General features: G+C 70.8%; 20 protein-coding genes and 1 tRNA gene. 12 read left to right on the top strand and 9 right to left on the bottom strand.

Going from position 1 to position 22,744, the window contains the following annotated elements; all coding sequences use genetic code 11:
• Positions 1-86: 86 nt before the first annotated feature.
• From H305_RS53175 to H305_RS0101490, 4 genes are all read left to right on the top strand, one after another.
• Positions 87-545 (top strand): hypothetical protein, encoded by a 459-nt coding sequence (locus tag H305_RS53175; protein ID WP_158690463.1) that lies wholly within the window; start codon positions 87-89, stop codon positions 543-545.
• Between the two features lie 111 nt (positions 546-656).
• A complete protein-coding gene (locus tag H305_RS0101500; protein ID WP_028798848.1) occupies positions 657-1,424 on the top strand; it encodes an NPP1 family protein in 768 nt (255 codons plus the stop codon).
• Positions 1,425-1,884: 460 nt separating this feature from the next.
• Positions 1,885-1,958: transfer RNA gene (locus H305_RS0101495), tRNA-Pro, on the top strand.
• Between the two features lie 434 nt (positions 1,959-2,392).
• On the top strand, positions 2,393-4,207 hold the full coding sequence (locus H305_RS0101490) for an ABC transporter ATP-binding protein (protein ID WP_051370318.1): 1,815 nt from the start codon (positions 2,393-2,395) through the stop codon (positions 4,205-4,207).
• 148 nt (positions 4,208-4,355) lie between these two features.
• Here H305_RS0101490 and H305_RS0101485 read toward each other — a convergent pair whose 3' ends face one another.
• Complete coding sequence (locus tag H305_RS0101485) at positions 4,356-6,197, bottom strand: FAD-dependent oxidoreductase (RefSeq protein ID WP_028798846.1); 1,842 nt, start codon at positions 6,195-6,197, stop codon at positions 4,356-4,358.
• A gap of 235 nt (positions 6,198-6,432) precedes the next feature.
• On the opposite strand from H305_RS0101485, the gene H305_RS0101480 reads away from it, so the two are divergent.
• The 7 genes from H305_RS0101480 (at position 6,433) to H305_RS0101450 (ending at position 11,749) form a co-directional block, all read left to right on the top strand.
• Positions 6,433-7,557 (top strand): SchA/CurD-like domain-containing protein, encoded by a 1,125-nt coding sequence (locus tag H305_RS0101480; protein ID WP_028798845.1) that lies wholly within the window; start codon positions 6,433-6,435, stop codon positions 7,555-7,557.
• 67 nt (positions 7,558-7,624) lie between these two features.
• Positions 7,625-8,107 (top strand): cupin domain-containing protein, encoded by a 483-nt coding sequence (locus H305_RS0101475; protein WP_028798844.1) that lies wholly within the window; start codon positions 7,625-7,627, stop codon positions 8,105-8,107.
• Positions 8,104-9,381, top strand: a complete 1,278-nt coding sequence (locus tag H305_RS0101470; protein WP_028798843.1) for a beta-ketoacyl-[acyl-carrier-protein] synthase family protein — start codon at positions 8,104-8,106, stop codon at positions 9,379-9,381. The genes H305_RS0101475 and H305_RS0101470 overlap by 4 nt, the downstream gene beginning before the upstream one ends.
• Positions 9,378-10,625 carry a ketosynthase chain-length factor gene (locus H305_RS0101465; protein WP_028798842.1) on the top strand — a complete coding sequence of 416 codons (1,248 nt, stop codon included), beginning with the start codon at positions 9,378-9,380 and terminating at the stop codon, positions 10,623-10,625. The genes H305_RS0101470 and H305_RS0101465 overlap by 4 nt, the downstream gene beginning before the upstream one ends.
• A gap of 25 nt (positions 10,626-10,650) precedes the next feature.
• Positions 10,651-10,908 (top strand): phosphopantetheine-binding protein, encoded by a 258-nt coding sequence (locus H305_RS0101460; RefSeq protein ID WP_028798841.1) that lies wholly within the window; start codon positions 10,651-10,653, stop codon positions 10,906-10,908.
• 1 nt (position 10,909) lies between these two features.
• Complete coding sequence (locus H305_RS0101455) at positions 10,910-11,389, top strand: SRPBCC family protein (RefSeq protein WP_028798840.1); 480 nt, start codon at positions 10,910-10,912, stop codon at positions 11,387-11,389.
• A gap of 27 nt (positions 11,390-11,416) precedes the next feature.
• Positions 11,417-11,749 (top strand): TcmI family type II polyketide cyclase, encoded by a 333-nt coding sequence (locus H305_RS0101450; protein WP_028798839.1) that lies wholly within the window; start codon positions 11,417-11,419, stop codon positions 11,747-11,749.
• An 86-nt stretch (positions 11,750-11,835) separates the two neighbouring features.
• Here H305_RS0101450 and H305_RS0101445 read toward each other — a convergent pair whose 3' ends face one another.
• The 6 genes from H305_RS0101445 to H305_RS0101420 all read right to left on the bottom strand — a co-directional run bounded on the left by H305_RS0101445 (position 11,836) and on the right by H305_RS0101420 (position 18,477).
• Positions 11,836-12,864, bottom strand: coding sequence for a methyltransferase (locus H305_RS0101445; RefSeq protein ID WP_028798838.1), 1,029 nt, complete (start codon positions 12,862-12,864; stop codon positions 11,836-11,838).
• Between the two features lie 52 nt (positions 12,865-12,916).
• Positions 12,917-13,981 (bottom strand): right-handed parallel beta-helix repeat-containing protein, encoded by a 1,065-nt coding sequence (locus H305_RS0101440; protein ID WP_028798837.1) that lies wholly within the window; start codon positions 13,979-13,981, stop codon positions 12,917-12,919.
• Positions 13,982-14,160: 179 nt separating this feature from the next.
• The gene (locus H305_RS0101435; protein WP_158690462.1) at positions 14,161-14,751 is read right to left on the bottom strand and encodes a hypothetical protein; all 591 of its coding nucleotides are present in this window, start codon (positions 14,749-14,751) and stop codon (positions 14,161-14,163) included.
• 117 nt (positions 14,752-14,868) lie between these two features.
• Positions 14,869-15,099, bottom strand: a complete 231-nt coding sequence (locus H305_RS0101430; RefSeq protein WP_037761976.1) for a DUF397 domain-containing protein — start codon at positions 15,097-15,099, stop codon at positions 14,869-14,871.
• Positions 15,096-15,959, bottom strand: a complete 864-nt coding sequence (locus H305_RS0101425; protein WP_028798834.1) for a helix-turn-helix domain-containing protein — start codon at positions 15,957-15,959, stop codon at positions 15,096-15,098. The genes H305_RS0101430 and H305_RS0101425 overlap by 4 nt, the downstream gene beginning before the upstream one ends.
• A gap of 298 nt (positions 15,960-16,257) precedes the next feature.
• Positions 16,258-18,477, bottom strand: coding sequence for an NADP-dependent isocitrate dehydrogenase (locus H305_RS0101420; RefSeq protein WP_028798833.1), 2,220 nt, complete (start codon positions 18,475-18,477; stop codon positions 16,258-16,260).
• Between the two features lie 322 nt (positions 18,478-18,799).
• Here H305_RS0101420 and H305_RS0101415 point away from each other — a divergent pair, with 322 nt between their 5' ends.
• Entirely contained in the window at positions 18,800-20,356 is a 1,557-nt protein-coding gene (locus H305_RS0101415) for a M1 family metallopeptidase (RefSeq protein ID WP_037761975.1), read from the top strand.
• Positions 20,357-20,411: 55 nt separating this feature from the next.
• Here the strand turns inward: H305_RS0101415 and H305_RS0101410 are convergent, their stop codons facing one another.
• Both H305_RS0101410 and H305_RS0101405 read right to left on the bottom strand, forming a co-directional pair.
• On the bottom strand, positions 20,412-21,512 hold the full coding sequence (locus H305_RS0101410; protein WP_028798831.1) for a mechanosensitive ion channel family protein: 1,101 nt from the start codon (positions 21,510-21,512) through the stop codon (positions 20,412-20,414).
• A 410-nt stretch (positions 21,513-21,922) separates the two neighbouring features.
• Entirely contained in the window at positions 21,923-22,687 is a 765-nt protein-coding gene (locus H305_RS0101405) for a crotonase/enoyl-CoA hydratase family protein (RefSeq protein WP_028798830.1), read from the bottom strand.
• Positions 22,688-22,744: the final 57 nt, after the last annotated feature.

The following is a 22,744-nucleotide window of genomic DNA, read 5'->3' as shown; positions in this document are numbered from 1 at the left end:
AGGGCTCACCACTGGTTACCCGCTGGTAATCCACCTTCACCCCCCACCCCCTCTTGCGCATCCGCAAGTGGCCCTCGCGTGACGTCATGCCCGTACTTGCCGCATCCGCCCTCCTTCTTGCCGTCGGCTGCTCCTCGGAGCCCGTGGCGTCCCCGGCGCCCGGGCACTCCCGGGGTGCCGAGATCTCCGGCCCCGCGGCCGCCCGCACGGCGGCGGCCGTGGTCGCCGCTCCCGAACCCGCGGCCACCTCGACAGCCGTCGCGCGGGCGGGTGTGGCCGGCGGCAAGGCCCGCAAGACCTCGATGAAGGTGAGGTCCTACGACAGTCACACCCGACGAGCCGTCATATCGGCTCCGGACAAGGGAGGTTCGGGCGGGAAGTTCACCTCCGCGCCGTCCCCTGCCGGCGGGAGTCCGGAGCGTCCGCACCGCGCCGCCGTCGGCGACGTCATCGCCAGTGCCCCCGTGCCGGGCGCTCCTCGGGCACCGCCGCGTGGTCAACCGGGCTGCCCCACCCGTCAATTGGTCCTTCCTTCATCGCTGTGACACCTCCTGACGCTGGCGTTTTCCGTATGCGCCCTGGAAAGCTGATCTGGGCATGCCAAAATGACCGCCTGGCCTGCCTGCCCCCACGCCGCGGTCCATCAGGAGGACGCAGTGAAGAGAAGCTCGCGGATCCGCAAGGCCTCGTTCATCCTCGGCAGCGCCGTCGCGCTGGTCGTCGCCGTCCCCGGCAGCGCGCTCGCCGACCCCCCGAAGTCCTTGCCCGCGAACGCGGACGGACTGGAGCAGACGTTCCAGCCGGCCTACGACTACGACACCGACGGCTGCTACCCGACCCCCGCCATCGGTCCCGACGGCGCCATCAACGGCGGGCTCAAGCCGTCCGGCGCCCTCAACGGCCAGTGCCACGACTCCTGGGACCTCGACAACACCAACGGCTACTCCCGCGAGAAGTGCAACAACGGCTGGTGCGCCATCATGTACGGCCTCTACTTCGAGAAGGACCAGGCCCTCCCCGGCAGCGGCCTCGGCGGACACCGCAACGACTGGGAGCACGTCGTGGTGTGGGTCCAGGACAACGAGGCCAAGTACGTGTCCACCTCAGCCCACGGCGACTTCAACATCTACGGCCGTGACCAGATCCGCTGGGACGGCACGCATCCCAAGGTCGTCTACCACAAGGACGGCATCGGCACCCACTGCTTCCGGCCCGCCAACTCCAACGACGAACCGCCGGAGAACCACCAGCACACCTGGCAGTTCCCCACCCTGGTCGGCTGGAACGGCTACCCCGCCGGACTGCGCGACAAACTGAGCGCCTACGACTTCGGCAGCGCCCACTTCGGCCTCAAGGACGGCAACTTCAACTCCCACCTGGAGAAGGCCAAGCCGGCCGGCATCCCCTTCGACCCCAACGCATGACCGGCGGGGCCGGTGGCGGTCGGCGCCTCGGGTGCCCTCACCACCGGCCCCAGGTCACAGGGGCGTACCCCGGTCACCGGCGCAGGAGCTCCTCCTGCCGCCGCGGAGGGCCTCCCGCACGCGGCGCCGGCCTGCTCGGCCTGCGACCGGTCGGGGGTGAGCGGAGCGCTCGCGTTCGACACCACGACGTCCACCCCCGCGACCGGGGCGCCCCCCTTCCTGGTCCGCGCGCACCGGCTCGTCCTGGCCCGCCTCCCGCGCCTCCTGCCGCAACCGGCGGCACGCCTGGCCGACGCATTGCGGGCCGCGGCCGCCGACCTGGACGGCGGGGACCGACCGCCCGCACGGTTCCGCACCCCGGACCGGCGGAAGCGGCCGTCACGACGTGTGCACGGCCATCCACGCACGTGCGGTAGGGTTTACCTGCACGATCACCCGGGGCAGCCCGGGTGGGACGCATCGGGACGTGGCGCAGCTTGGTAGCGCACTTGACTGGGGGTCAAGGGGTCGCAGGTTCAAATCCTGTCGTCCCGACAGCATGAAGGGCCTTCGCGGGCGGAAATCCGCGGGGGCCCTTCGTACGTCGTCATCCGGCCTGGTGCCGGGCATGCCGCCGCATCGCCCGAGCCGGCCGCGATCGCCCCGTCCGGCGCACGGCTGACGGCCGGACACACGGGACACCCGCGAACCCGCCCCGTCCACCCGTGGGCGCCCCGGAGCGCGAGGTGCCGATGGCCGAGAAAAACGCTTGGCCCGGCCAGGTGCCCTCGCGGGAAAATGCGATGTCCGACCTGCCTGCATCGCCGCCCCCGAGAGCCGCGCGGGGGATCCGTCGACATGCCCCGCCGGTCGGAGGGCGCCCCGGACCGGGGCGCTCACCCGGACCGCAGTTCCGCACGGCCATCGAGACGACCGCAGCTCCGCGGGAGCTCCCGTGGCGGGCTGCCACACGACGACACAGGGTTGGGATGGGATCGCCTGAATCGCGCGAGGTATCCCCGGGCAGGGGCTCGGTGCTCCTCGCCCTTCGCTACTACGGACGGGAGTTGGCCCGGCTCCGGCGGCTGACGCTCCCCGCCATGCTGCTGCCGGCGCTCGGCAACATCGGCATCAACTACGTGGCGCCGCTGGTCGTCGCGAAGCTCGTCGGCCGGATAGCCGACGACGCCGACACCGGCTTCGGCTCCACACTGCCCTACGTCCTCGGCTTCGCCGCAGTGCTGCTGCTCGCCGAGACGTTCTGGCGCATCGGACTGCACTGCCTGAACCGTCTCGCCGCCCACGGCGTCGAGCGGCTCTACGTGATCGGCATGGACGAGCTGTTCGCCAAGGACGCCGCGTTCTTCCACGACAACTTCGCCGGTGCGCTGACCAAGCGGGTCCTGAGCTTCGCCTCCCGCTTCGAGGAGTTCGTCGACACGATGACCTTCCAGCTGGTGGGCAGGTTCGTGCCGCTGCTGTTCGGGTCGGTCGTGCTCTGGCGCTACGAGCCGCTGCTCGTCGTCGGGCTCCTGCTGATGATCGCGCTGACCGCTCTGTGCGCGGCGCCCCTCATCCGCCGACGGCAGGCTCTCGTCGACCAGCGCGAGGAGGCGATCGCCCGGGTGTCCGGCCATGTCGCCGACAGCCTGATGAACATGGACACGGTCCGCGCCTTCGCCGCCGAGGAGCGCGAGGCCGCCGAGCACCGCTCCCGCGTCGCGACGTCACGGCGGCTCACCCTGCGGTCGTGGGACTACGGCAACCTGCGCATCGACACGCTCGTCGCGCCGATGTCCGTGCTGACCAACGCGCTGGGCCTGCTGCTCGCGGTCACGCTCAGCGGCAGCGGACAGGGCGTGGAGACCGTCGTCGTCGCCTTCACGTACTACACGAACGCGACGCGGATCATGTTCGAGTTCAACCAGATCTACCGCCGCCTGGAGAGCTCGATGACGGAGGCCGCGCAGTTCACCGCACTGCTGCTGACACCGCCCACCGTGCTCGACCCGGCGACGCCGGAACCGCTGACCTCCCGGGCCTCGGACGTCCGCTTCGAGAAGGTGACGTTCGCCCACGCGGGGGCCGAGCCGCTCTTCGCGGACCTCGACCTGGCCGTGCACAGCGGGGCGAAGATCGGCCTCGTCGGCCGCTCAGGCGGCGGGAAGACCACGCTCACCCGGCTGCTGCTGCGGATGACCGACATCGACGCCGGACGGATCCTGATCGGTGGTCAGGACATCAGCAGGCTGCGCCAGGCCGACCTGCGGAGCCTGATCGCCTATGTGCCGCAGGACCCGGCGATGTTCCACCGCACGCTGCGGGACAACATCATGTTCGCCCGCCCCGACGCCACCGACGCCGAGATGCGCCGCGCGGCCGAGGCGGCCCACGTGACGGAGTTCGCCGACGCGCTGCCGGAGGGCTTCGAGACGATGGTGGGCGAGCGCGGCGTCAAGCTGTCCGGCGGTCAGCGCCAGCGCGTCGCCCTCGCCAGGGCGATCCTGCGCGACGCCCCGATCCTGCTGCTCGACGAGGCGACCAGCGCGCTGGACTCGGAGAGCGAGATTCTCGTGCAGGAGGCGCTGTGGCGGCTCATGGAGGGGCGGACCACGCTCGTGGTGGCGCACCGGCTGAGCACGGTCGCCGCGATGGACCGGCTCGTCGTCCTGGACCGGGGACGGATCGTGGAGCAGGGCACCCACCAGGAGCTGCTCGCCTCGGAGGGCGCGTACGCGAAACTGTGGCAGCACCAGTCGGGCGGCTTCCTCGACGACAGCCCGGCCCGCGCCGACCTGCGCTGACCGGTGGGGCGGAGGCCGCACAAACAAGGCCGCACAGGCAAGGCCGCACGAGCAAGGCCGCACGCGGAAGGCCGCACACGGGAGGCCGTGCCGGACTGTTCCGGCACGGCCTCCCGTTCCTGGTCACGCCGAAGGGCGTGACCGGGGGTCAGCGGCGGTCCAGGACCGCCGCGAGTACCTCACGCAGCGCGGTCGCGGGATCCGCCACCGCCCCTTCCGAGCGCCAGGCGACGAATCCGTCCGGACGGACCAGCACCGCGCCGTCCGCGGTGACGCCGTGGACCGCGGCCCAGTCGGCATCGCCCTCCGGGATCAACTCCGCGTCGGGGCCCGCTCCGACCCGGTACGACTCGAGCGGCACGGACATCCGCCGCGCGACCTCCTTCGCCGCGGCGTGCCAGTCGCAGGCGCCGCCCGCCGCGCTCAGCAGCACCGGCGTCCGCTCGTACAGGTCGAGGGTGGAGACCCTCGCACCGGAGCTGTCGAGCCACATGTGCGGCGCGCGGCTGCCGGGCTCGCCGTTCAGACGCATGCCCTCGGGCACGATCGGCAGCGCCGGGTCGGCGCCGAGGACCGCGCCCCGGGGGTACCGGTAAGCCAGCGCCACGTTGAGGATCCCGCCACCGGGTCCCCCGGGTCCACCGGGACCGCCCGGCCCGCCCGGACCACGGCCGGCAGCCGCACCGGGTCCGCCGGGTCCACCGGGTCCACCGGGTCCGCCCGGTCGTCCCGGACCCCGGCCGGCAGCCGCGCCAGGTCCGCCGGGCCCTCCGGGACCGCCCTGGCCGGAAGGCGCACCGGGACCACCCGGGCCCGCGGGGCCGCCGACTCCGGGCTCGGGCGTGTAGCCGGGGTGGCTGTGCTCGACCGAACGGGACGAGGCACGCGCGCTCGTCGCCTGCGCGACCGGACGGCGTTCGGCGTCGTAGGACGTGAGCAGCTCGGGACCGGCCCAGCCGCCGAGTACCGCGGCCAGCTTCCAGGCCAGGTTGTGGGCGTCCTGGATACCGGTGTTCGAGCCGAAGGCGCCGGTCGGGGACATCTCGTGGGCCGAGTCGCCCGCGAGGAACACCCGCCCCTCCCCGTACCGTTCGGCGACCCGCTCCGCGGCGTGCCAGGCGGCCCTGCCGGTGATCTCCACATCGAGGTCCGGTACGCCCACGGCCCGCCTGATGTGCTCCGCGCACCGCTCGTCGGTGAACTCCTCCAGCGTCTCGCCGTGTTCGGGGTGCCATGGGGCGTGGAAGACCCAGTGCTCCTTGTTGTCGACCGGAAGCAGGGCACCGTCGGCGTTCTCGCTGGTCAGGTAGCACACGATGAAGCGCCGGTCGCCTACGAAGTCCGCGAGGCGGCGCGAGGTGAAGGTGACGCTCACGTTGTGGAACAGGTCACCCGGGCCGGTGTGCCCGATGCCCAGACTCTCCCGGATGGGGCTGCGCGGACCGTCCGCGGCGACGAGATAGTCCGCGCGGATGGTCGTGTGCTCGCCCGTCTCGCGGCTCTTCACCCGGGCGGTGACCCCGTCCGAGTCCTGCTCGAACGACATCAACTCCGTGGAGTAGCGCAGATCTCCGCCCAGCTCCCGGGCGCTGCGCAGCAACACCGGCTCAAGGTCGTTCTGGCTGCACAGGCACCACGCCGCGGGGCTGAAGCGGGCGAGCCCGCCACCCGGGTCGATCTGCTTGAACAGCCACTCACCGGCGTCGCCCACCAGGCTCGGCGTCTGCATGATGCCGTGGTTCTCCGCCAGGATCGACGCGGCCTCCTCGATGCGCCGCTGCACCCCGGCCACCCGGAACAGCTCCATCGTGCGCACGTTGTTGCCGCGCCCGCGGGGGTGGATCGACGTCCCCGAATGACGCTCGACGAGTGTGTGCGGCACACCCAGACGCCCCAGGAACAACGAGGTGGACAACCCCACCAGGGATCCGCCGACGATGAGGACGGGCGTGTGGTGACCGACCTCGCCGGCCTCTTCCAATCGGTTCATTGATCGCCTCCAGTGCCACCTGCGACACGAGTCAGGGATGGGGATGCAGGTTCCATGCCCTGTGCGGGCCCGTTCGCGCGGTCGGGGCACCCGGATGACACGCGGTTCACTCGTCCGCACCGTGGGGCTCGCGCACTTCGGGACTCCCACTAACGATCGGCTCATGGCGACCCCGGCCTTTCGGGCACGGCGGTCGTTCCTGACCAATCGTGAAAGAAGAGAAGAGGTGTGCCGGATGACCACTTCGGGACGCATATCGCAGTCGGCGTTCGACGGCTCCAGGCTTCGGGTGATCCTGCTGCTGGACCTGTACGAAGGTGCCCAGCAGCAATTCCTGGACGCGTACGAGCACATGCGCAACCAGGTCGCTTCGGTTCCCGGCCACATCAGCGACCAGCTCTGCCAGTCGATCGAGAACCCCTCGCAGTGGCTCATCACCAGTGAGTGGGAGAGCGCCCCGCCCTTCCTCGCCTGGGTGAACAGCGAGGAGCACGTCGAGACCGTACGGCCGATGCACAACTGCGTTCGGGACACCCGTTCGATGCGCTACAGCATTCTGCGGGAGACCAGCCCGAGCCAGCCGCACGAGGCGACGCAGGGCAGGCCGGACATGCAGGTGGAGGCCCGCGTGGGTGACGGTGTGGCACGCCACGCCCTCACTTTCACCGTGAAGCCCGGTTCGGAGTCGAAGGTCGCCGAGATCCTCGCCGGATACCAGTCCCCCGAGGCACGGGTGGACGACACCACCCGGTTGCGCCGTACCTCTCTGTTCATGCACGGCAACCGTGTCGTGCGTGCCGTGGAGGTCGAGGGCGACCTGCTCGTGGCCCTGCGTCACGTGGCGCGGCAGCCGGAGGTACGGGCGGTCGAGGAGGCCATCAACCCGTACCTGGAGCAGGAGCGGGACCTGACCGACGACGACTCGGCGCGGGTCTTCTTCACCCGGGCGGCGCTCCCGGCGGTGCACCACGTGGTGTGCGGCGGGCCGGCCCCGGCCGATCTGCGGCGCCACGCGCTGTTCTACCCGGCCAAGCGGGGCTGCGGGATGGACCTGGCCCGGCTCCTCGCCCACCAGGACGAGGCGGCGGCGGACGACCCGAAGAGCCCCGTGTACGGCAGCACCGTGTTCCAGCGGGACGACATCGTCGTCCGTCTGATCGACGTCGTGGGCGACTTCGACGCCGACCCCGTCGCCTCCCTCGGCCTCAAGGGGCAGAAGAAGGCGGCGGAGCTGGAGCGACTCCTCGACGGTGCGGCCATCGGTGTCGAGGGCTCCCTGGAGACGGAACGCAACATCAACCGCCTCCTGTCGCACGCCGACATGCTGCCCATCACCGACCGCAGCTCGGCCGACTCCTGACGGACAAGGCGGCCCCGCACCGGGGCCGCCCCACCCGTCCGTCACTGCAACACCGGAGGGAAGAACCATGATCAAGAAGCATCCACGCATCGTGGACCTGAGCGAGACAGAGCCCAACACCAGGCGCGGCGGCGACATCCGGGCCATGCTCACGCCCGCCACCGCCGGCTCCACCAGCGGCTTCATGGGGCTGGCCATCATCCAGCCCGGTGAGCGCATCGGCGAGCACTACCACCCGTACTCCGAGGAGTTCGTGTACGTCGTCAACGGCAAGCTGGAGGTGGACCTGGACGACGAGGCGTACGCGCTGCAGCCCGAGCAGGGCCTCCTGATCCCGATCAACATGCGCCACCGCTTCCGCAACGTCGGCGACACCGAAGCCCGCATGGTCTTCCACCTGGGCCCGCTCGCTCCCCGTCCGAGCCTCGGCCACGTCGACACGGAGGAGACCGACGACGCCGTGCCCGGCCGCGCGATGGCCACCGCCGGAGCGGACCTGTCCGCGCCAGACAACGGACGGCCGTCCGAGCGAAGTGGGGCCATAAAGTGACCCGGCGGGTGGCCGTCACCGGTATCGGTGTGGTCGCTCCGGGCGGCACCGGAGCGACGGCGTTCTGGGACCTCCTCGCCAACGGCCGCACCGCGACCCGCGGCATCACGCTGTTCGATCCGACGGGTCTGCGCTCGCGCATAGCCGCCGAATGCGACTTCGACCCGCTCGAGCAGGGCTTCGACCCCGACCTGCGAGACCACGCCGACCGGTACATACAGTTCGCCGTGGTCGCCGCCCGGGAAGCCGTACGCGACTCCGGACTCGACACCGGCCAGGAGAACCCCTGGCGCGTAGGCGTCTCACTGGGCAGCGCCGTCGGCGGCACCACCCGCCTGGAACACGACTACGTCCTGGTCAGCGAGCGGGGCCGACGGTGGGACGTGGACCACCGCACGGCCGAGCCACAGCTGCACAAGGCGTTCTCGCCCAGCACGCTCGCCTCCGTCGTGGCCGAACAGTTCGGTGCCCAGGGGCCCGTCCAGACCGTCTCCACCGGATGCACGTCCGGACTCGACGCGGTCGGCTACGCCTTCCACACCGTCGAGGAGGGCCGGGCGGACGTCTGCATAGCCGGCGCGTCCGACTCCCCGATATCCCCGATCACCATGGCCTGCTTCGACGCCATCAAGGCGACGTCGCCCAACAACGACGACCCGGAGCACGCCTCCCGGCCCTTCGACGCGCACCGCAACGGCTTCGTCATGGGTGAGGGCGGCGCCGTCCTCGTCCTGGAGGAGTACGAGCACGCCCGTGCCCGTGGTGCGCACATCTACTGCGAGATCAGCGGCTACGCCACCTACGGCAACGCCTACCACATGACCGGTTTGACCAGCGAGGGACTGGAGATGGCCCGGGCGATCGACACCACGCTCGACCAGGCCCGTCTCGACCCCACCCTGATCGACTACGTCAACGCGCACGGCTCCGGAACCCGGCAGAACGACCGGCACGAGACCGCGGCGGTCAAGCGGTCCCTGGGTGCCCACGCCTACGACACGCCCATGAGCTCCATCAAATCCATGGTGGGGCACTCGCTCGGCGCGATCGGCGCGATCGAGGTGGTCGCCTGCGTCCTGGCACTGAAGAACCAGGTGGTGCCGCCGACGGCGAACTACGAGACCCCCGACCCCGAGTGCGATCTGGACTACGTGCCGCGCAACGCACGTCCGCGGAAGCTGAACAACGTGCTCTCCGTGGGCAGCGGATTCGGCGGCTTCCAGTCCGCGGTGCTCCTGACCGGGCCGGGCGGGAGGAGCGGGAGGACAAGATGAGCACTGAGCGCCCCCGGGGTGCGGCCATCACCGGCATCGGTGTGATCGCGCCCAACGGCCTGAGCGCCGAAGCCTACTGGAAGTCCGTCAGGGAAGGCCTCGGTGTACTCGACCGGATCACCCGCGAGGGATGCGGGCACCTTCCGCTCCGCGTCGCGGGCGAGGTCCGGACCTTCGACGCCGCGGCCCTCATCGAGGAGCGGTTCCTCGTCCAGACCGACCGGTTCAGCCACTTCGCGATGGCCGCGGCCGCCCTCGCCCTCGAGGACGCCGGGCTCGGAAACGGAGACGCCGCGGAGCCCTATTCGATCGGCGTGGTCACCGCGGCCGGGTCCGGCGGCGGCGAGTTCGGTCAGCGGGAACTCCAGAAGCTGTGGGGACAGGGCTCCCGCTTCGTCGGCCCGTACCAGTCCATCGCCTGGTTCTACGCCGCGAGCACCGGCCAGATCTCCATCCGCAGCGGCTTCAAGGGTCCCTGCGGTGTGGTCGCCAGCGACGAGGCCGGCGGCCTGGACTCCATCGCGCTCGCGGCCCGTGTGGTGAGGCGCGGCACGGACGCGGTGGTCGTCGGAGCCGCGGAGGCGCCCCTCGCCCCCTACTCGATGGTCTGCCAGCTCGGTTACCCCGAGCTCAGCACCGTGGAGGACCCCGAGCGGGCCTACCGGCCCTTCACCTCGGGTGCCTGCGGTTTCGTACCCGCGGAGGGCGGCGCCATCCTCGTCGTGGAGGACGAGGAGCACGCCCGCGAGCGCGGCACGCCCGTCCGGGCCACCGTGGCCGGACACGGCGCCACCTTCACCGGAGCCTCTCGCTGGGACAAGTCCCGTGAGGGACTCGCGCAGGCGATCCGGGTCGCCCTCGACGAAGCGGGCTGCGCGCCGGAGGAGATCGACGTCGTCTTCGCCGACGCCTTCGGCGTACCCGAGGCGGACCGTGCCGAGGCGCTGGCCATCGCCGACGCGCTGGGCGCGCACGGTACCCGCGTGCCCGTCACGGCTCCCAAGACCGGGATCGGGCGCAGCTACTGCGCGGCACCCGTTCTGGACACGGCGGCGGCGGTGCTCGCCATGGAACACGGTCAGGTACCGCCCACCCCGAACGTGTTCGACATCTGCCACGACCTCGACCTGGTGACCTCCAAGGCTCGCCCCGCCGAGCTGCACACGGCCCTGGTCCTCTCCCGGGGACTCATGGGCTCCAACGCGGCGCTGGTCGTGCGCCGCGGCGGCGACTTTGCCCGGTAGGACCGGGCGGGAAGGGAGAACAGACATGATCACCGAAGTGACTGTCGGCGAACTGGCCACGCTGATGAAGAAGGCGGCCGGTGTAACCGTCGACCCCATGGAGCTCGCGAAGTCGTCCGACTCGCCGTTCGGCACCCTCGGACTCGACTCGCTCGGCCTGCTGGGCATCGTCGGCGAACTGGAGAACCAGTACAGCCGGCCGCTGCCCGTCGACGCGGAGCGCTGCAGGACGCCGCGGGAGTTCCTCGACCTCGTGAACACCACCCTCCAGACTGGAGCCTGAAGTGGCCGGACACACCGAGAACAGCATCACCATCGACGCCCCTCTCGACCTGGTCTGGGACATGACCAACGACATCGAGAACTGGCCCCGCCTGTTCAGCGAGTACGCGTCCGTCGACGTCCTCTCCCGCGAGGGCGACTCGACGACCTTCCGCCTGACCATGCACCCGGACGAGAACGGCACGGTCTGGAGCTGGGTGTCGGAGCGCACCGTGGACCGCGCCAACCGGACGGTGCGGGCGCGCCGCGTCGAGACGGGCCCCTTCGCCCACATGAACATCCGGTGGGAGTACGAGGAGACCGCCGACGGCGTCCACATGCACTGGGTGCAGGACTTCGCGATGAAGCCCGACGCTCCGGTCGACGACGACTGGATGACGGACAACATCAACCGCAACTCCGTCACGCAGATGGCTCTCATCCGCGACAAGATCGAGAAGGCGGCGCGTGAACGCCAGAGCGCGCCCGCCATGCCCCGCTGACCGCAGGACGAGGAAGGACGACCCCCGATGCACCACGCCCTGATCGTCGCCCGCATGGCGCCCGGCTCGGCGCCCGCGATCGCCGACGTGTTCGCCGCCTCCGACCGCGGTGAGCTCCCGCACCTGATCGGCGTCGACCGGCGCAGCCTCTTCCAGTTCGGTGATGTGTACCTGCACCTCGTCGAGTCGGAGCAGGACCCAGCGCCGGCCATCGCGAAGGTGGCCGGGCACCCCGAGTTCCGCAGCATCAGCGAGCAGCTGTCGGCGTACGTCAGCGCGTACGACCCGCAGACATGGCGCAGCCCCAAGGACGCCATGGCGCACTGCTTCTACCGCTGGGAGCGGGAGCCCGCCTCCTGACCCACGCAGCGACAGACCCGAGGCCGCCGGCTCCGCGACGAAGCGGAACCGGCGGCCTCGGGTCTACCGGGAAAGACCGGGGAGGATCAGGCGGGTGTGGTGCACTCGAAGGCGTGCAGATACGGGTTGACCGGGCGGACCTCACCGATGACCAGGCCGGCGTCCGTCAGTCTGTCGACCATGCTCTGCCGGGTGTGCTTCGCGCCGCCCACGTTGAGCAGCAGCAGCAGGTCCATGGCCGTGGTGAACCCCATCGACGGGGTGTCGTCCACGAGGTTCTCGATGACGACGACCCGGGCACCGGGCCGGGCCGCCTTCCGGACGTTCGCCAGCGCTCTGCGGGTGCTGTTGTCGTCCCACTCCAGGATGTTCTTGATGATGTAGACGTCCGCCTGGACGGGGATGTCCTTGCGGCAGTCGCCGGCCACGATGCGCACCCGGTCGGCGAGCGGGCCTCCGTCGCGCAGGCGCGGGTCGGCGTTCTCCACCACCCCGGGCAGGTCGAGCAGCGTGCCGTGCATCGAGGGGTGCTTCTCCAGCAGGCTGGCCACGACCTGGCCCTGGCCGCCGCCGATGTCCGCGACCGAGGACACGCCGCTCAGGTCGAGCAGGGCGGCGACGTCACGTGCCGACTGCTCGCTGGACGTCGTCATGGCCCGGTTGAACACGTGCGCCGACTCGGGGGCGTCGTTGTTGAGGTAGTCGAAGAACTCCTTGCCGTACACGTCCTCGAAGACGTTGTGGCCGGAGCGGACCGCCTCGTCGAGCTTCGGCCACACGTTCCACGTCCAGGGCTCGGTGCACCACAGGGCGATGTACCGCAGGCTCTGCGGGTCGTCCTCGCGCAGCAGCCGGGACATCTCCGTGTGGACGAAGGTGCCGTCGGGGCGCTCCGCGAAGACACCCTGGCAGGTCAGGGCGCGCAGCAGCCGGCGCAGCGTCTTCGGCTGCGTCTTCACCGCCGCCGCCAGGTCCTCCGCGCTCATGGGCTTGTCGTCGAGGGCGTCGGCCACGCCCAGGCGGGCCGCGGCCCGGACGGCGGCGGCGCGGGCCGCGCCGAAAACGAGCTCCCTGAACCGCATGGACGGTGGGGGAGCCTGCTCAACCGTGGTCATCCATTGCCTCGCTTCTGCTGTCGTGCTCTGTGGGGGGTGAGGGAGGGGCCGGTCAGCACATGCCGGAGGGCTGGGAGACCGCGCACCGGTTGCCGAGGAAGGTGTTGCCCTTGCCGGTGTCCCGGTTGGCCAGGTCGGCCGCGCCGTTGCGCAGCACGACGTTGTCGCGGATCACGTTGTTCCGGTTCTGCGCGCCGACGAAGCTCTTGAAGAGGACGATGCCTCCGGACAGCGGGGAGTTGCCGACGTTGTCCTCCACCCTGTTCTTCGTCACGCGCGCGTCCTCGGCACCGGTCAGGACGATGCCCGAGCCTTGGAGGAAGGGCAGGCGGGGGGTCTTGGCGCAGTACTTGTTGTTGGCGTGGACGTAGTTGTGGTCGATGCTCAGGGCTCCGACGCGCGGCTTGTTCTCGTCGCCGACGACGAACACCGCGGTGCAGTTGCCCGTGGCCTCGTTGTGGTCGACGCTCAGGTTGCGCAGCCGTCGCACCGTGACACCGATCCGGTTCCCGGATGTCAGGTTGTGGCTGATCACCGTGCCCTTGGCGTCCCGGGCGCCCTCTTCGGTGTCGACGGTGTTGGACACGAACAGTCCGGCGTCGCCGTTGTTCCTGACGGTGTTGTGGCGGAACACCCCGCGGACGGACCGCTCCTGGGCGATGCCCCACTGGCCGTTCTTCTCGGAGATCACGTCCCGGACGGTCAGCCGGTCGGTGCCGGACGCCCACAGGCCCTGCTTGGCGAAGCCGCTGAGGGTCAGTGACCTGACGGTGACCCCGGTGACGGGGTCGCCCTCGGTGCCCGTCACGCAGATGCCGTTGCCGGCCCTGGCGCACGTGCTGCTCTTGTCGGCCTTGTCCGGCACGATGACGGTGGACCGGGCGTCGGAACCGCGCAGCGTCAGGTTCGACACCGTGACGCTGACGCTCTCGTGGTAGGTACCGGGGGAGAGGAGGACGGTGTCCCCCGGCCGGGCGGAGTTCACGGCCTTCTGGATCGACTCGCCGGGGCTGACCCGGTGCACCGTCAGGTGGTCGGCGGACGGGGCGGCGGCGCCCAGACCCGATGCCACGACGACCGCGGTGCAGGCGAGGTAGGCCATCTGTCGTTTGGTCATAGGCCGAAGCTATGAGGGGGTGTTCCGGGCCGCCACCGCTGATCCCCCAGGCGGGCAGCGCTTGTCGCCCTTCCGCGCGGGCGGTTCGGCCGTACGCGTGTCCGCCACCCGTCACCCGCGCCTTTCCCCGTGTCAGGGGGCCGCCGCGCCGGGTGGCTTCGGCCGTCCCCGCGGCGCGGTCACGGCCTCACGAGGGGGAGCTGGCGGGGCACGCGCCGAGCGGGCGGCACGGGTAACTGCTCGACCCGGACGTCGAGCAGCGAGTGCCGGCAGTGGTACGAGGGGACGGTGTCGACGAGCAGCAGATACGTGATCGTCGTGCCGCTGCCGATCCGCCCGGGGCCGATGCTCAGCTCCGAGCCGAGCACCGAGACCGGCGGGGGCTGCGCCGCGCTCGGCTCCGACTCCGTGGCGACCATTTCGAGGTACGGCACGGCGAGGTCCACGCGGAACGGCTGCCCCCGGTCGAACGCGCTGCTCGGTATGTCGCGCCGGCCGGGGTTGGTGAGCACCAGCCGCACCAGGTGCGGGTCGGTCAGCAGGGTGCCGTTGCGGCGGATCTCCAGACGGCCGCCGAGGAGCTGGTTGACCAGTGGGTCGTGGCCCGTCGTGTACGTCAGGCGCCGCCTGGGGTGCGAGGCGCGCAGCGCGGCCCAGATCGCGCCGCCTCCCATGAGGACGGCCACGGCGACTCCGGCCGCGGTCCAGAAGGTCTCCGCGGTGTAGAAGGCGCCGGACGCGACGGGCGCGAGGGTTCGAACGTGGTACACGGGCAGCCCGACGCGCCGAGGGGCCGGCCGCGCGTCGTACTCCATTCGTACGTGCGGCAACGTTCCGGTACTTTGCTCACCGCCCCGGCCCGCCGACGGTCCCGTGCTGACGAAGGATCAGGTACGGCCCCCGTCGCCGTGGCCCGCCGCGTCCAGGAACGCGGTCCACTCGGCGGGGGCGAAGACGAGCGCGGGGCCGCCGGTGTCCTTGGAGTCCCGTACGGCGACGAGGCCCTCGACGAGGGCGACCTCGACGCACGCGCCGTTCCCGGAACTGCGACGGCTCCTGCGCCACGCGGCGCCGCTCAGGTCGACCTGCCGGCCTGTTTGTCCGTCGTGCCTGCTCATGTGCTGTACATCTCCCTTGCGATCTTCTCCAGGGTGGCGGGGGTCTCCTGCGGATCGGGGGCCGCGGCCCGCACCAGGTCGAAGGTCTGGATGAAGGTGCGGACGTCGCGCTCCTTCTCCAGGTACACGTTTCCCGCGATGGAGTTGACGTAGACGACGGTGGGCGTGCGGGGTTCGAACTCCAGCAGGGAGAACATCCCGGCGAGCGCCGCGTGGGCGCCCTTCGCCGTCGGCATGACCTGGATGGTCACGTTCGGCAGGGCCGTCGTCTCGGCCAGATGGGCGAGCTGGGCCGCCATGACGTCCCGGCCGCCGATCGGGCGGCGCAGCGCGCTCTCCTCCAGCACGACCCACAGCTCCAGCGGTTCGGGCTCCCGGGTGAGCAGCCCCTGGCGTTCCTTGCGGAAGCGCACCAGCTGGTCCACCTCGTACGGCTCGTTGGGCCGGGCGGCGGCGATCACCGCGCGGGCGTAGTCCTCGGTCTGCAGCAGACCGTGGACGAAGGTGGGTTCGTACGAGCGCAGGGCGCGCGCGTCGGACTCCAGGCCCGCGTAGGTGGCCATGCCCGAGGGCAGCACCTCCCCGTAGTGCGCCCACCAGCCCTGCTGCTGGGCGTCCTTGTGGATCTGCATGACCGTCTCGGTCAGCGCGGGATCGGTGACGCCGTACCACTGGAGCAGGTCCCGGACGTCGCGTGCCTTGATGGGCGCCTGTCCCGTCTCCACGCGGCTGATCTTGGACATGGAGCACTCCAGGTGCGCCGCGACGTCCTCGATCTTCTTGCCCGCGTGCTCACGCAGTCTGCGCAGCTCGGACCCGAGCTGACGGCGTCGTACGGTCGGTCCACCGGCTGTGGCCATCGTCCCTCCCCACACCGGACGTCTCGGCGTCTTGCTCAACGCAAGTGTGCCCGCATGCCAACTGCCCTGTCATCCCTTTCAGTTGGTTCGAGACACTTGGCAGACGCACTTGCGTGGAGGAAGTCGCCCGGTCGCGCCGAGGCGTGCGCCCCCGACAGTACGAAACCGCCCCGGCCGGAGGATCCGGCCGGGGCGGCGCGTCACGGACCAGGTCCGCGGAGGTGTCACGGTCACGGGCCGCAAAGGGCCCGCGCGCGTCGCACGGTCACGGACCGGGGTCCGTGGCGGGGCGCGTCGATCAGGCGAGGGTCGCCAGCGCCTCGTTCCAGGTCGCCGACGGACGCATGACCGCGGCGGCCTTGGCGGGGTCGGGCTGGTAGTAGCCGCCGATCTCGGCCGGAGAGCCCTGGACCGCGATCAGCTCGTCGACGATGGTCTGCTGCTGCGCGGCGAGCGTCTCGGCGAGCGGTCCGAACGCCTTCGCGAGGTCCGCGTCGTCGGTCTGCGCGGCCAGCTCCTGCGCCCAGTACAGGGACAGGAAGAAGTGGCTGCCCCGGTTGTCGATGCCGCCGACGCGACGGGTCGGGGACTTGTCCTCGTTGAGGAAGGTCGCCGTGGCGCGGTCGAGGGTGTCGGCGAGGACCTGGGCGCGAGCGTTGCCCGTGGTCGTCGCGAGGTGCTCGAAGCTGGACGCCAGCGCGAGGAACTCGCCGAGGCTGTCCCAGCGCAGGTAGTTCTCCTTGACCAGCTGCTGCACGTGCTTCGGGGCGGAGCCGCCGGCACCGGTCTCGAACAGACCGCCGCCCGCCATCAGCGGGACGATCGACAGCATCTTGGCGCTGGTGCCCAGCTCCAGGATCGGGAACAGGTCGGTCAGGTAGTCGCGCAGCACGTTGCCGGTGACGGAGATGGTGTTCTCGCCGCGGCGGATGCGCTCCACGGACAGCTTCGTCGCCTCGACGGGGGACAGGATGCGGATGTCCAGGCCCTCGGTGTCGTGCTCCGGCAGGTACTGCTTGACCTTCTCGATGAGCACGGCGTCGTGCGCGCGGGCCTCGTCCAGCCAGAAGACCGCCGGTTCGCCGGTCGCGCGGGCACGGGTGACGGCCAGCTTCACCCAGTCCCTGATCGGGGCGTCCTTGGTCTGGCAGGCGCGGAAGATGTCGCCCGCGGAGACCGTCTGCTCCAGCACGGCGTTGCCGGCCTCGTCGACGAGGCGGACCGTACCGGTGGTGGGGATCTCGAAGGTCTTGTCGTGGCTGCCGTACTCCTCGGCCTTCTGCGCCATCAGACCGACGTTCGGGACGGTGCCCATGGTCGACGGGTCGAAGGCGCCGTTGGCGCGGCAGTCGTCGATGACGACCTGGTAGACACCCGCGTAGCTGCTGTCCGGCAGAACCGCGAGGGTGTCCTGCTCCTGGCCGTCCGGGCCCCACATGTGGCCCGAGGTGCGGATCATGGCCGGCATGGAGGCGTCGACGATGACGTCCGACGGGACGTGCAGGTTGGTGATGCCCTTGTCGGAGTCGACCATCGCCAGCTCCGGGCCCTCGGCGAGCTCGGCGTCGAAGGAGGCCTTGATCTCGGCGCCCTCGGGCAGGGACTCCAGGCCCTTGAAGATGCCGCCGAGACCGTCGTTCGGGGTCAGGCCGGCGGCGGCCAGCGTCTGGCCGTACTTCGCGAACGTCTTCGGGAAGAAGGCGCGCACCACGTGGCCGAAGACGATCGGGTCGGAGACCTTCATCATCGTGGCCTTGAGGTGCACGGAGAAGAGCACGCCCTCGGCCTTGGCACGGGCGATCTGAGCGGTGAGGAACTCGCGCAGCGGCGCGACGTGCATCACGGACGCGTCGACGACCTCGCCGGCGCGGACCGGCACGGACTCGCGCAGCACGGTGGTGGAGCCGTCGTCGCCGACCAGCTCGATGCGGAGCGCGCCCGCCTCGGAGATCACCGTGGACTTCTCCGTCGAGCGGAAGTCGTCGGCGCCCATGGTGACGACGTTCGTCTTCGACTCGGGGGTCCACTTGCCCATGCGGTGCGGGTGGGTCTTGGCGTAGTTCTTGACGGACGCGGGGGCGCGGCGGTCGGAGTTGCCCTCGCGCAGGACCGGGTTCACGGCGCTGCCCTTGACCTTGTCGTAACGGGCGCGGATGTCGCGCTCCTCGTCCGACTTCGGGTCGTCCGGGTAGTCCGGAAGCGCGTAGCCCTGCCCCTGGAGCTCGGCGATCGCGGCCTTCAGCTGCGGGATGGACGCCGAGATGTTCGGCAGCTTGATGATGTTCGCGTCGGGCGTCTTGGCGAGCTCACCGAGCTCCGACAGGGCGTCCGCGATGCGCTGGCCCTCCGAGAGGAACTCGGGGAAGAGGGCGATGATGCGCCCGGCCAGCGAGATGTCGCGGGTCTCCACAGCGACGCCGGCCTGCGAGGCGTACGCCTGGACCACCGGCAGGAACGAATACGTCGCCAGGGCCGGGGCCTCGTCAGTGTGCGTATAGATGATGGTCGAGTCAGTCACCGGGTGCTCCGCTCCACGTCTGCAACATTGCTCGACATCAAGATATCTCGTCAGTGACCCCGGATCGACAGGGGTCCGCTCCGGTCCGCCGCTCGGCGGACCCGGTCGCAGGCCGCCGGCCCGGGGAAGCGACCGAGTGTGACGGCCAGGACACCGGTGACAGCAGTAACCGCATGTGAACGGAGAAGTGAACAGAGAAAAGGCGTGCCGCAGGCAACCGCACTCTCCTCTCACGCGTACTGCAAGTGGATCGATCAGCACAGTCGATCACCACATCCGACGGCCCGGCGCCAGACCCTGGCCGTCCGAACGAAAGCGGACCATGAGATATCGCACCAGAGTGACGGCCCCGGTCGCGGCCCTGATAGGCACGGCCGCCGCGCTCGCCACGGGGCCCGCGGCCCACGCGCGGACCTCGGACTTACAGGGTGCCGGCGCGGGAGCCCCGGGCGCGGAGACCCTCGGCGACCCCGTCTTCCCGGCACTCGGCAACGACGGTTACCGCGTGGCGGCCTACCACCTCGACCTCGCGTACGACGCGGCCACCCGCCTCGTGGACGCCACCGCGGCCCTCACGCTGCACACCACCCAGGCCCTGACCCGCTTCTCGCTCGACGCCCTCGGCCTGGACATCCGCGCCGTAAGCGTCGGCGGCGCGCCCGCCGTCTTCGAGCAGGTGGAGGAGAAGCTGCGCGTCACGCCCGCCCGGACCCTGCCGGACCGGGCCCGGGTCACCGTCTGCGTCGAGTACACCGCCGACCCCGCCAAGCCGCTCGCGCACACCGCGTGGGTCCCGACGCCCGACGGGTTCGCCGTGTGCCCGCAGCCGAACTCCGCGCACACCGTCTTCCCGTGCAACGACCACCCCACGGACAAGGCGTCCTTCACCTTCCGCGTCACCGTGCCCGGCGCGCTGCACGCGGTCGCGAGCGGCACCCTCGTGCGCACGGAGAGCCTCGACGGCGACCGGACCGCGTATACCTACCGCTCGCGCTCCCCGATCGCCACCGAACTCGTCCAGATCACGGTCGGCGACTACACCGTCACCTCACGGCAGGGCCCGAACGGCCTGGCGCTGCGCGACGTGGTGCCGACCGCGCGGGCCGCCGCGCTCGAACCCGCGCTCGCCCTGACTCCCGGCCTGCTGGAGTGGCTGGAACAGCGGCTCGGCGCGTACCCCTTCGAGACGTACGGCCTGCTGCCTTGCAACTCGGACGACCCGAACGCCTTCGACTTCACCGGCCTGGAGACGCAGACGCTGACGCTCTACAAGCCGAACTTCCTGCTCCAGGAGGAGAAGAAGATCGGCTCGCACATGATGCACGAGCTGGTCCACTCCTGGTTCGGGAACAGCGTCAGCCCCGCCACCTGGGCCGACCTGTGGCTCAACGAGGGCCACGCCGACTTCTACGGACTGCTCTACCGCTACGAGCGCGGCTGGCCCGACTCGCTCGGCCTGACCACCATGGAAGCCCGCATGAAGGACACCTACGCCAGGGGCGACCAGTGGCGGCAGAGCTCCGGGCCGGTCGCCGCGCCGAACGCCGCGAACCTCTTCGACAGTCAGCGCTACCTGGGCGGCGTGCTGGTCCTGTACGCGCTGCGCGAGGCCGTCGGCGAGGACGTCTTCAACCGCATCGAACGCACCTTCCTGGAGCGTCACCGCAACTCCGCGGCGACCACCCAGGACTACATGGCGGTCGCCTCCGAGGTCTCCGGCCAGGACCAGACAGGCTTCCTCGGGGACTGGCTGTACGGCACCAGGACGCCGCGCATGCCGAACCATCCCGACTGGACGGTCACCCCGGTGACCCCCGGCTTCGTCGCTCCCCGCGACCGTGGGAGCGGCCACTACCGCGACGCGTCCGCCACGCTCTGAGCGGACAGGGGCCGGGCGGACGCGTTCCGCCCGGCTCCGTGGCCGTACGTCGTGGCTACGGCAGCGTCGTGGCCTCGCGCTGGTGGGGGATGCCCGCCTCGGGGATGACGGCCTCGGGGACGCCCGGCCCACCGGGTTGCAGAGCCACCGTGCGCGCGGGCGCCGGAATGCGGATGCCCTCCTCCCGGTAGCGCCTGTGCAGGCGCTTGATGAACTCGTGCTTGATCCGGTACTGGTCGCTGAACTCGCCCACCCCGAGGATCACCGTGAAGCCGATCCGGGAGTCGCCGAAGGTGTGGAAGCGCACGGCGGGTTCGTGGTCCGGCACGGCACCGGTGGTCTCGGTCATCACTTCCGTCACGACCTCGCTGGTCACCCGCTCCACGTGCTCCAGGTCGCTGTCGTAGCCGACGCCGACCTGGACCGTCAGCGTCATCTGCTGTTCGGGCCGGGTGAAGTTGGTCATGTTGGTGCCGGAGAGCTGGGCGTTGGGGATGATGACCAGGTTGTTGGAGAGCTGACGGACCGTGGTGTTGCGCCAGTTGATGTCGACCACGTAGCCCTCCTCACCGCTGCTGAGGCGGATGTAGTCGCCGGGCTGGATCGTCTTCGACGCCAGGATGTGCACACCGGCGAAGAGGTTGGCGAGGGTGTCCTGGAGGGCGAGGGCCACCGCAAGACCGCCCACGCCCAACGCGGTGAGCAGCGGGGCTATCGAGATGCCCAGCGTCTGGAGGACGACGAGGAAGCCCATCGCCAGCACCAGCACCCTGGTGATGTTGACGAAGATGGTCGCCGACGCGGCCACGCCCGAGCGGGACTGCGCCACGGCCCGGACCAGTCCGGTGATCACCCGCGCCGCGGTGATCGTCGAGACCAGGATGAGCAGGACGGTCAGGGACCGGTTGACGTTGCGTCCGACGGCCGAGGTCAGCGGCAGCACCGCGGCGGCCGACGCGACGCCGCCGGCGAACGCCGCCCAGGGCACCAGGGTGCGCAGCGCGTCGACGATGACGTCGTCGCCGCCCCACCGGGTGCGCTCCGCGTGCTTGCCCAGCCAGCGCAGCAGTATGCGCAGCAGGAACGCCGCCAGCAGGCCGGCGGCGACGGCTATGCCCGCGACCATCAGGTCGTCCAGGGTGAGGGCGCGTTTCACCGGTGACCTCCCTCGTGTCCGGGGCCGGGGAGAGGGCCCGCGGGCCGAATGCGCTGTGTCGTCACTTGCCACCTGCTCGAATCCGGGAATGCACGATCGCGCCCGGACCGGTGTTCGCCGTCCGGGGGCGACCGCTCATCCTGCCGTATCCGGCTGTCCACCCGTCACCACCCCCGAACGGAACCGGCCTTGACGTCCGGAGCGGGCGCGGCGAATCCACTTGGCGGTTGGAGCATCCGGGACGGTACCGGACTTGACGTCCGGAGCGGGCGGGACGGAAGCAGCCTCGACGTGCGGACGGCGCCCGGACGGAAACCGGCTCCGGCGTCCGGATCCGCCACCGACGAGGGCCCGAGGCTTCCGGCCGGTCCGTGTCCACCTGCCCCGGAGACCGGGGTGGTGAGCTTCCGTCAGGCCGGGTCGAAGGAACCGTGGCGGCCCGCGCCCGCGCTGAAGCGCGCGGCTCCCTCCCGGCTCTCGGCCAGCACGCCCATGCCGTGCAGGAGTTCCGTGCGCATGGCGGCCTTCTCGACCAGTCCCTCCTGGTCGAGGACCGAGGCGCGGTCGCTGCGCAGGCACGCCTGCGGGAAGTCGGCGATCGCGGCGGCGAGGATTTCCGCCTCCGCGCGGGCCCGGCCGGTCGGGACCAGGCGGTTGGCGAGGCCCATCTCGAACGCCTCGCGTGCGGGCACCGCGCGCCCGGTGAGGATCATGTCCATCGCGCGACTGGTGCCGATGAGACGGGGGAGCCGTACCGTCCCGCCGTCAATGAGCGGCACACCCCAGCGACGGCAGAACACGCCGAAGACGGCATCCTCCTCGGCGACCCGCAGGTCGCACCACAGAGCCAGCTCCAGGCCTCCGGCCACGGCGTGGCCCGCGACAGCCGCGATCACCGGTTTGGACAGCCGCAGCCGGGTGGGACCCATGGGCCCGTCGCCGTCCTCGGTGACCTCGTTGCCGCGCTCGGTGCCGATGGCCTTGAGGTCCGCGCCCGCGCAGAACGTGCCGCCCTCGCCCCAGAGCACGGCGACCCTCGCCGTCTCGTCCGCCTCGAACTCACGGAAGGCGGCAGCGAGTTCGGCGGCTGTCGGCCCGTCCACCGCGTTGCGGGCCGCGGGCCGTGAGAGGACCACCGTGCTGACGTGGCCCTGGCGTTCGATACGGACCGCCATCGGTGGACTCCTTCCTTGGAATTCCTTCGAATTCCTTCGAACGGTGCGCTCGGTGCG

The sequence above is a fragment of the Streptomyces sp. 142MFCol3.1 genome, assembly GCF_000424945.1.
GTDB classification, from domain to species: Bacteria; Actinomycetota; Actinomycetes; order Streptomycetales; family Streptomycetaceae; genus Streptomyces; species Streptomyces siamensis.
Note: the sequence above shows the minus strand (reverse complement) of the source record. Positions and strands in the feature narration are given on the sequence as shown.

What these genes read in the sequence shown, in the direction of transcription:
- H305_RS0101405 (WP_028798830.1), bottom strand. Translation starts at nt 22,687, where the DNA reads ATGGCGGTCCGTATCGAACGCCAGGGCCACGTCAGCACGGTGGTCCTC.
- H305_RS0101475 (WP_028798844.1), top strand. Translation starts at nt 7,625, where the DNA reads ATGATCAAGAAGCATCCACGCATCGTGGACCTGAGCGAGACAGAGCCC.
- H305_RS0101465 (WP_028798842.1), top strand. Translation starts at nt 9,378, where the DNA reads ATGAGCACTGAGCGCCCCCGGGGTGCGGCCATCACCGGCATCGGTGTG.
- H305_RS0101490 (WP_051370318.1), top strand. Translation starts at nt 2,393, where the DNA reads ATGGGATCGCCTGAATCGCGCGAGGTATCCCCGGGCAGGGGCTCGGTG.
- H305_RS0101425 (WP_028798834.1), bottom strand. Translation starts at nt 15,959, where the DNA reads ATGGCCACAGCCGGTGGACCGACCGTACGACGCCGTCAGCTCGGGTCC.
- H305_RS0101450 (WP_028798839.1), top strand. Translation starts at nt 11,417, where the DNA reads ATGCACCACGCCCTGATCGTCGCCCGCATGGCGCCCGGCTCGGCGCCC.
- H305_RS0101430 (WP_037761976.1), bottom strand. Translation starts at nt 15,099, where the DNA reads ATGAGCAGGCACGACGGACAAACAGGCCGGCAGGTCGACCTGAGCGGC.
- H305_RS0101445 (WP_028798838.1), bottom strand. Translation starts at nt 12,864, where the DNA reads ATGACCACGGTTGAGCAGGCTCCCCCACCGTCCATGCGGTTCAGGGAG.
- H305_RS0101415 (WP_037761975.1), top strand. Translation starts at nt 18,800, where the DNA reads ATGAGATATCGCACCAGAGTGACGGCCCCGGTCGCGGCCCTGATAGGC.
- H305_RS53175 (WP_158690463.1), top strand. Translation starts at nt 87, where the DNA reads ATGCCCGTACTTGCCGCATCCGCCCTCCTTCTTGCCGTCGGCTGCTCC.
- H305_RS0101480 (WP_028798845.1), top strand. Translation starts at nt 6,433, where the DNA reads ATGACCACTTCGGGACGCATATCGCAGTCGGCGTTCGACGGCTCCAGG.
- H305_RS0101440 (WP_028798837.1), bottom strand. Translation starts at nt 13,981, where the DNA reads ATGACCAAACGACAGATGGCCTACCTCGCCTGCACCGCGGTCGTCGTG.
- H305_RS0101485 (WP_028798846.1), bottom strand. Translation starts at nt 6,197, where the DNA reads ATGAACCGATTGGAAGAGGCCGGCGAGGTCGGTCACCACACGCCCGTC.
- H305_RS0101460 (WP_028798841.1), top strand. Translation starts at nt 10,651, where the DNA reads ATGATCACCGAAGTGACTGTCGGCGAACTGGCCACGCTGATGAAGAAG.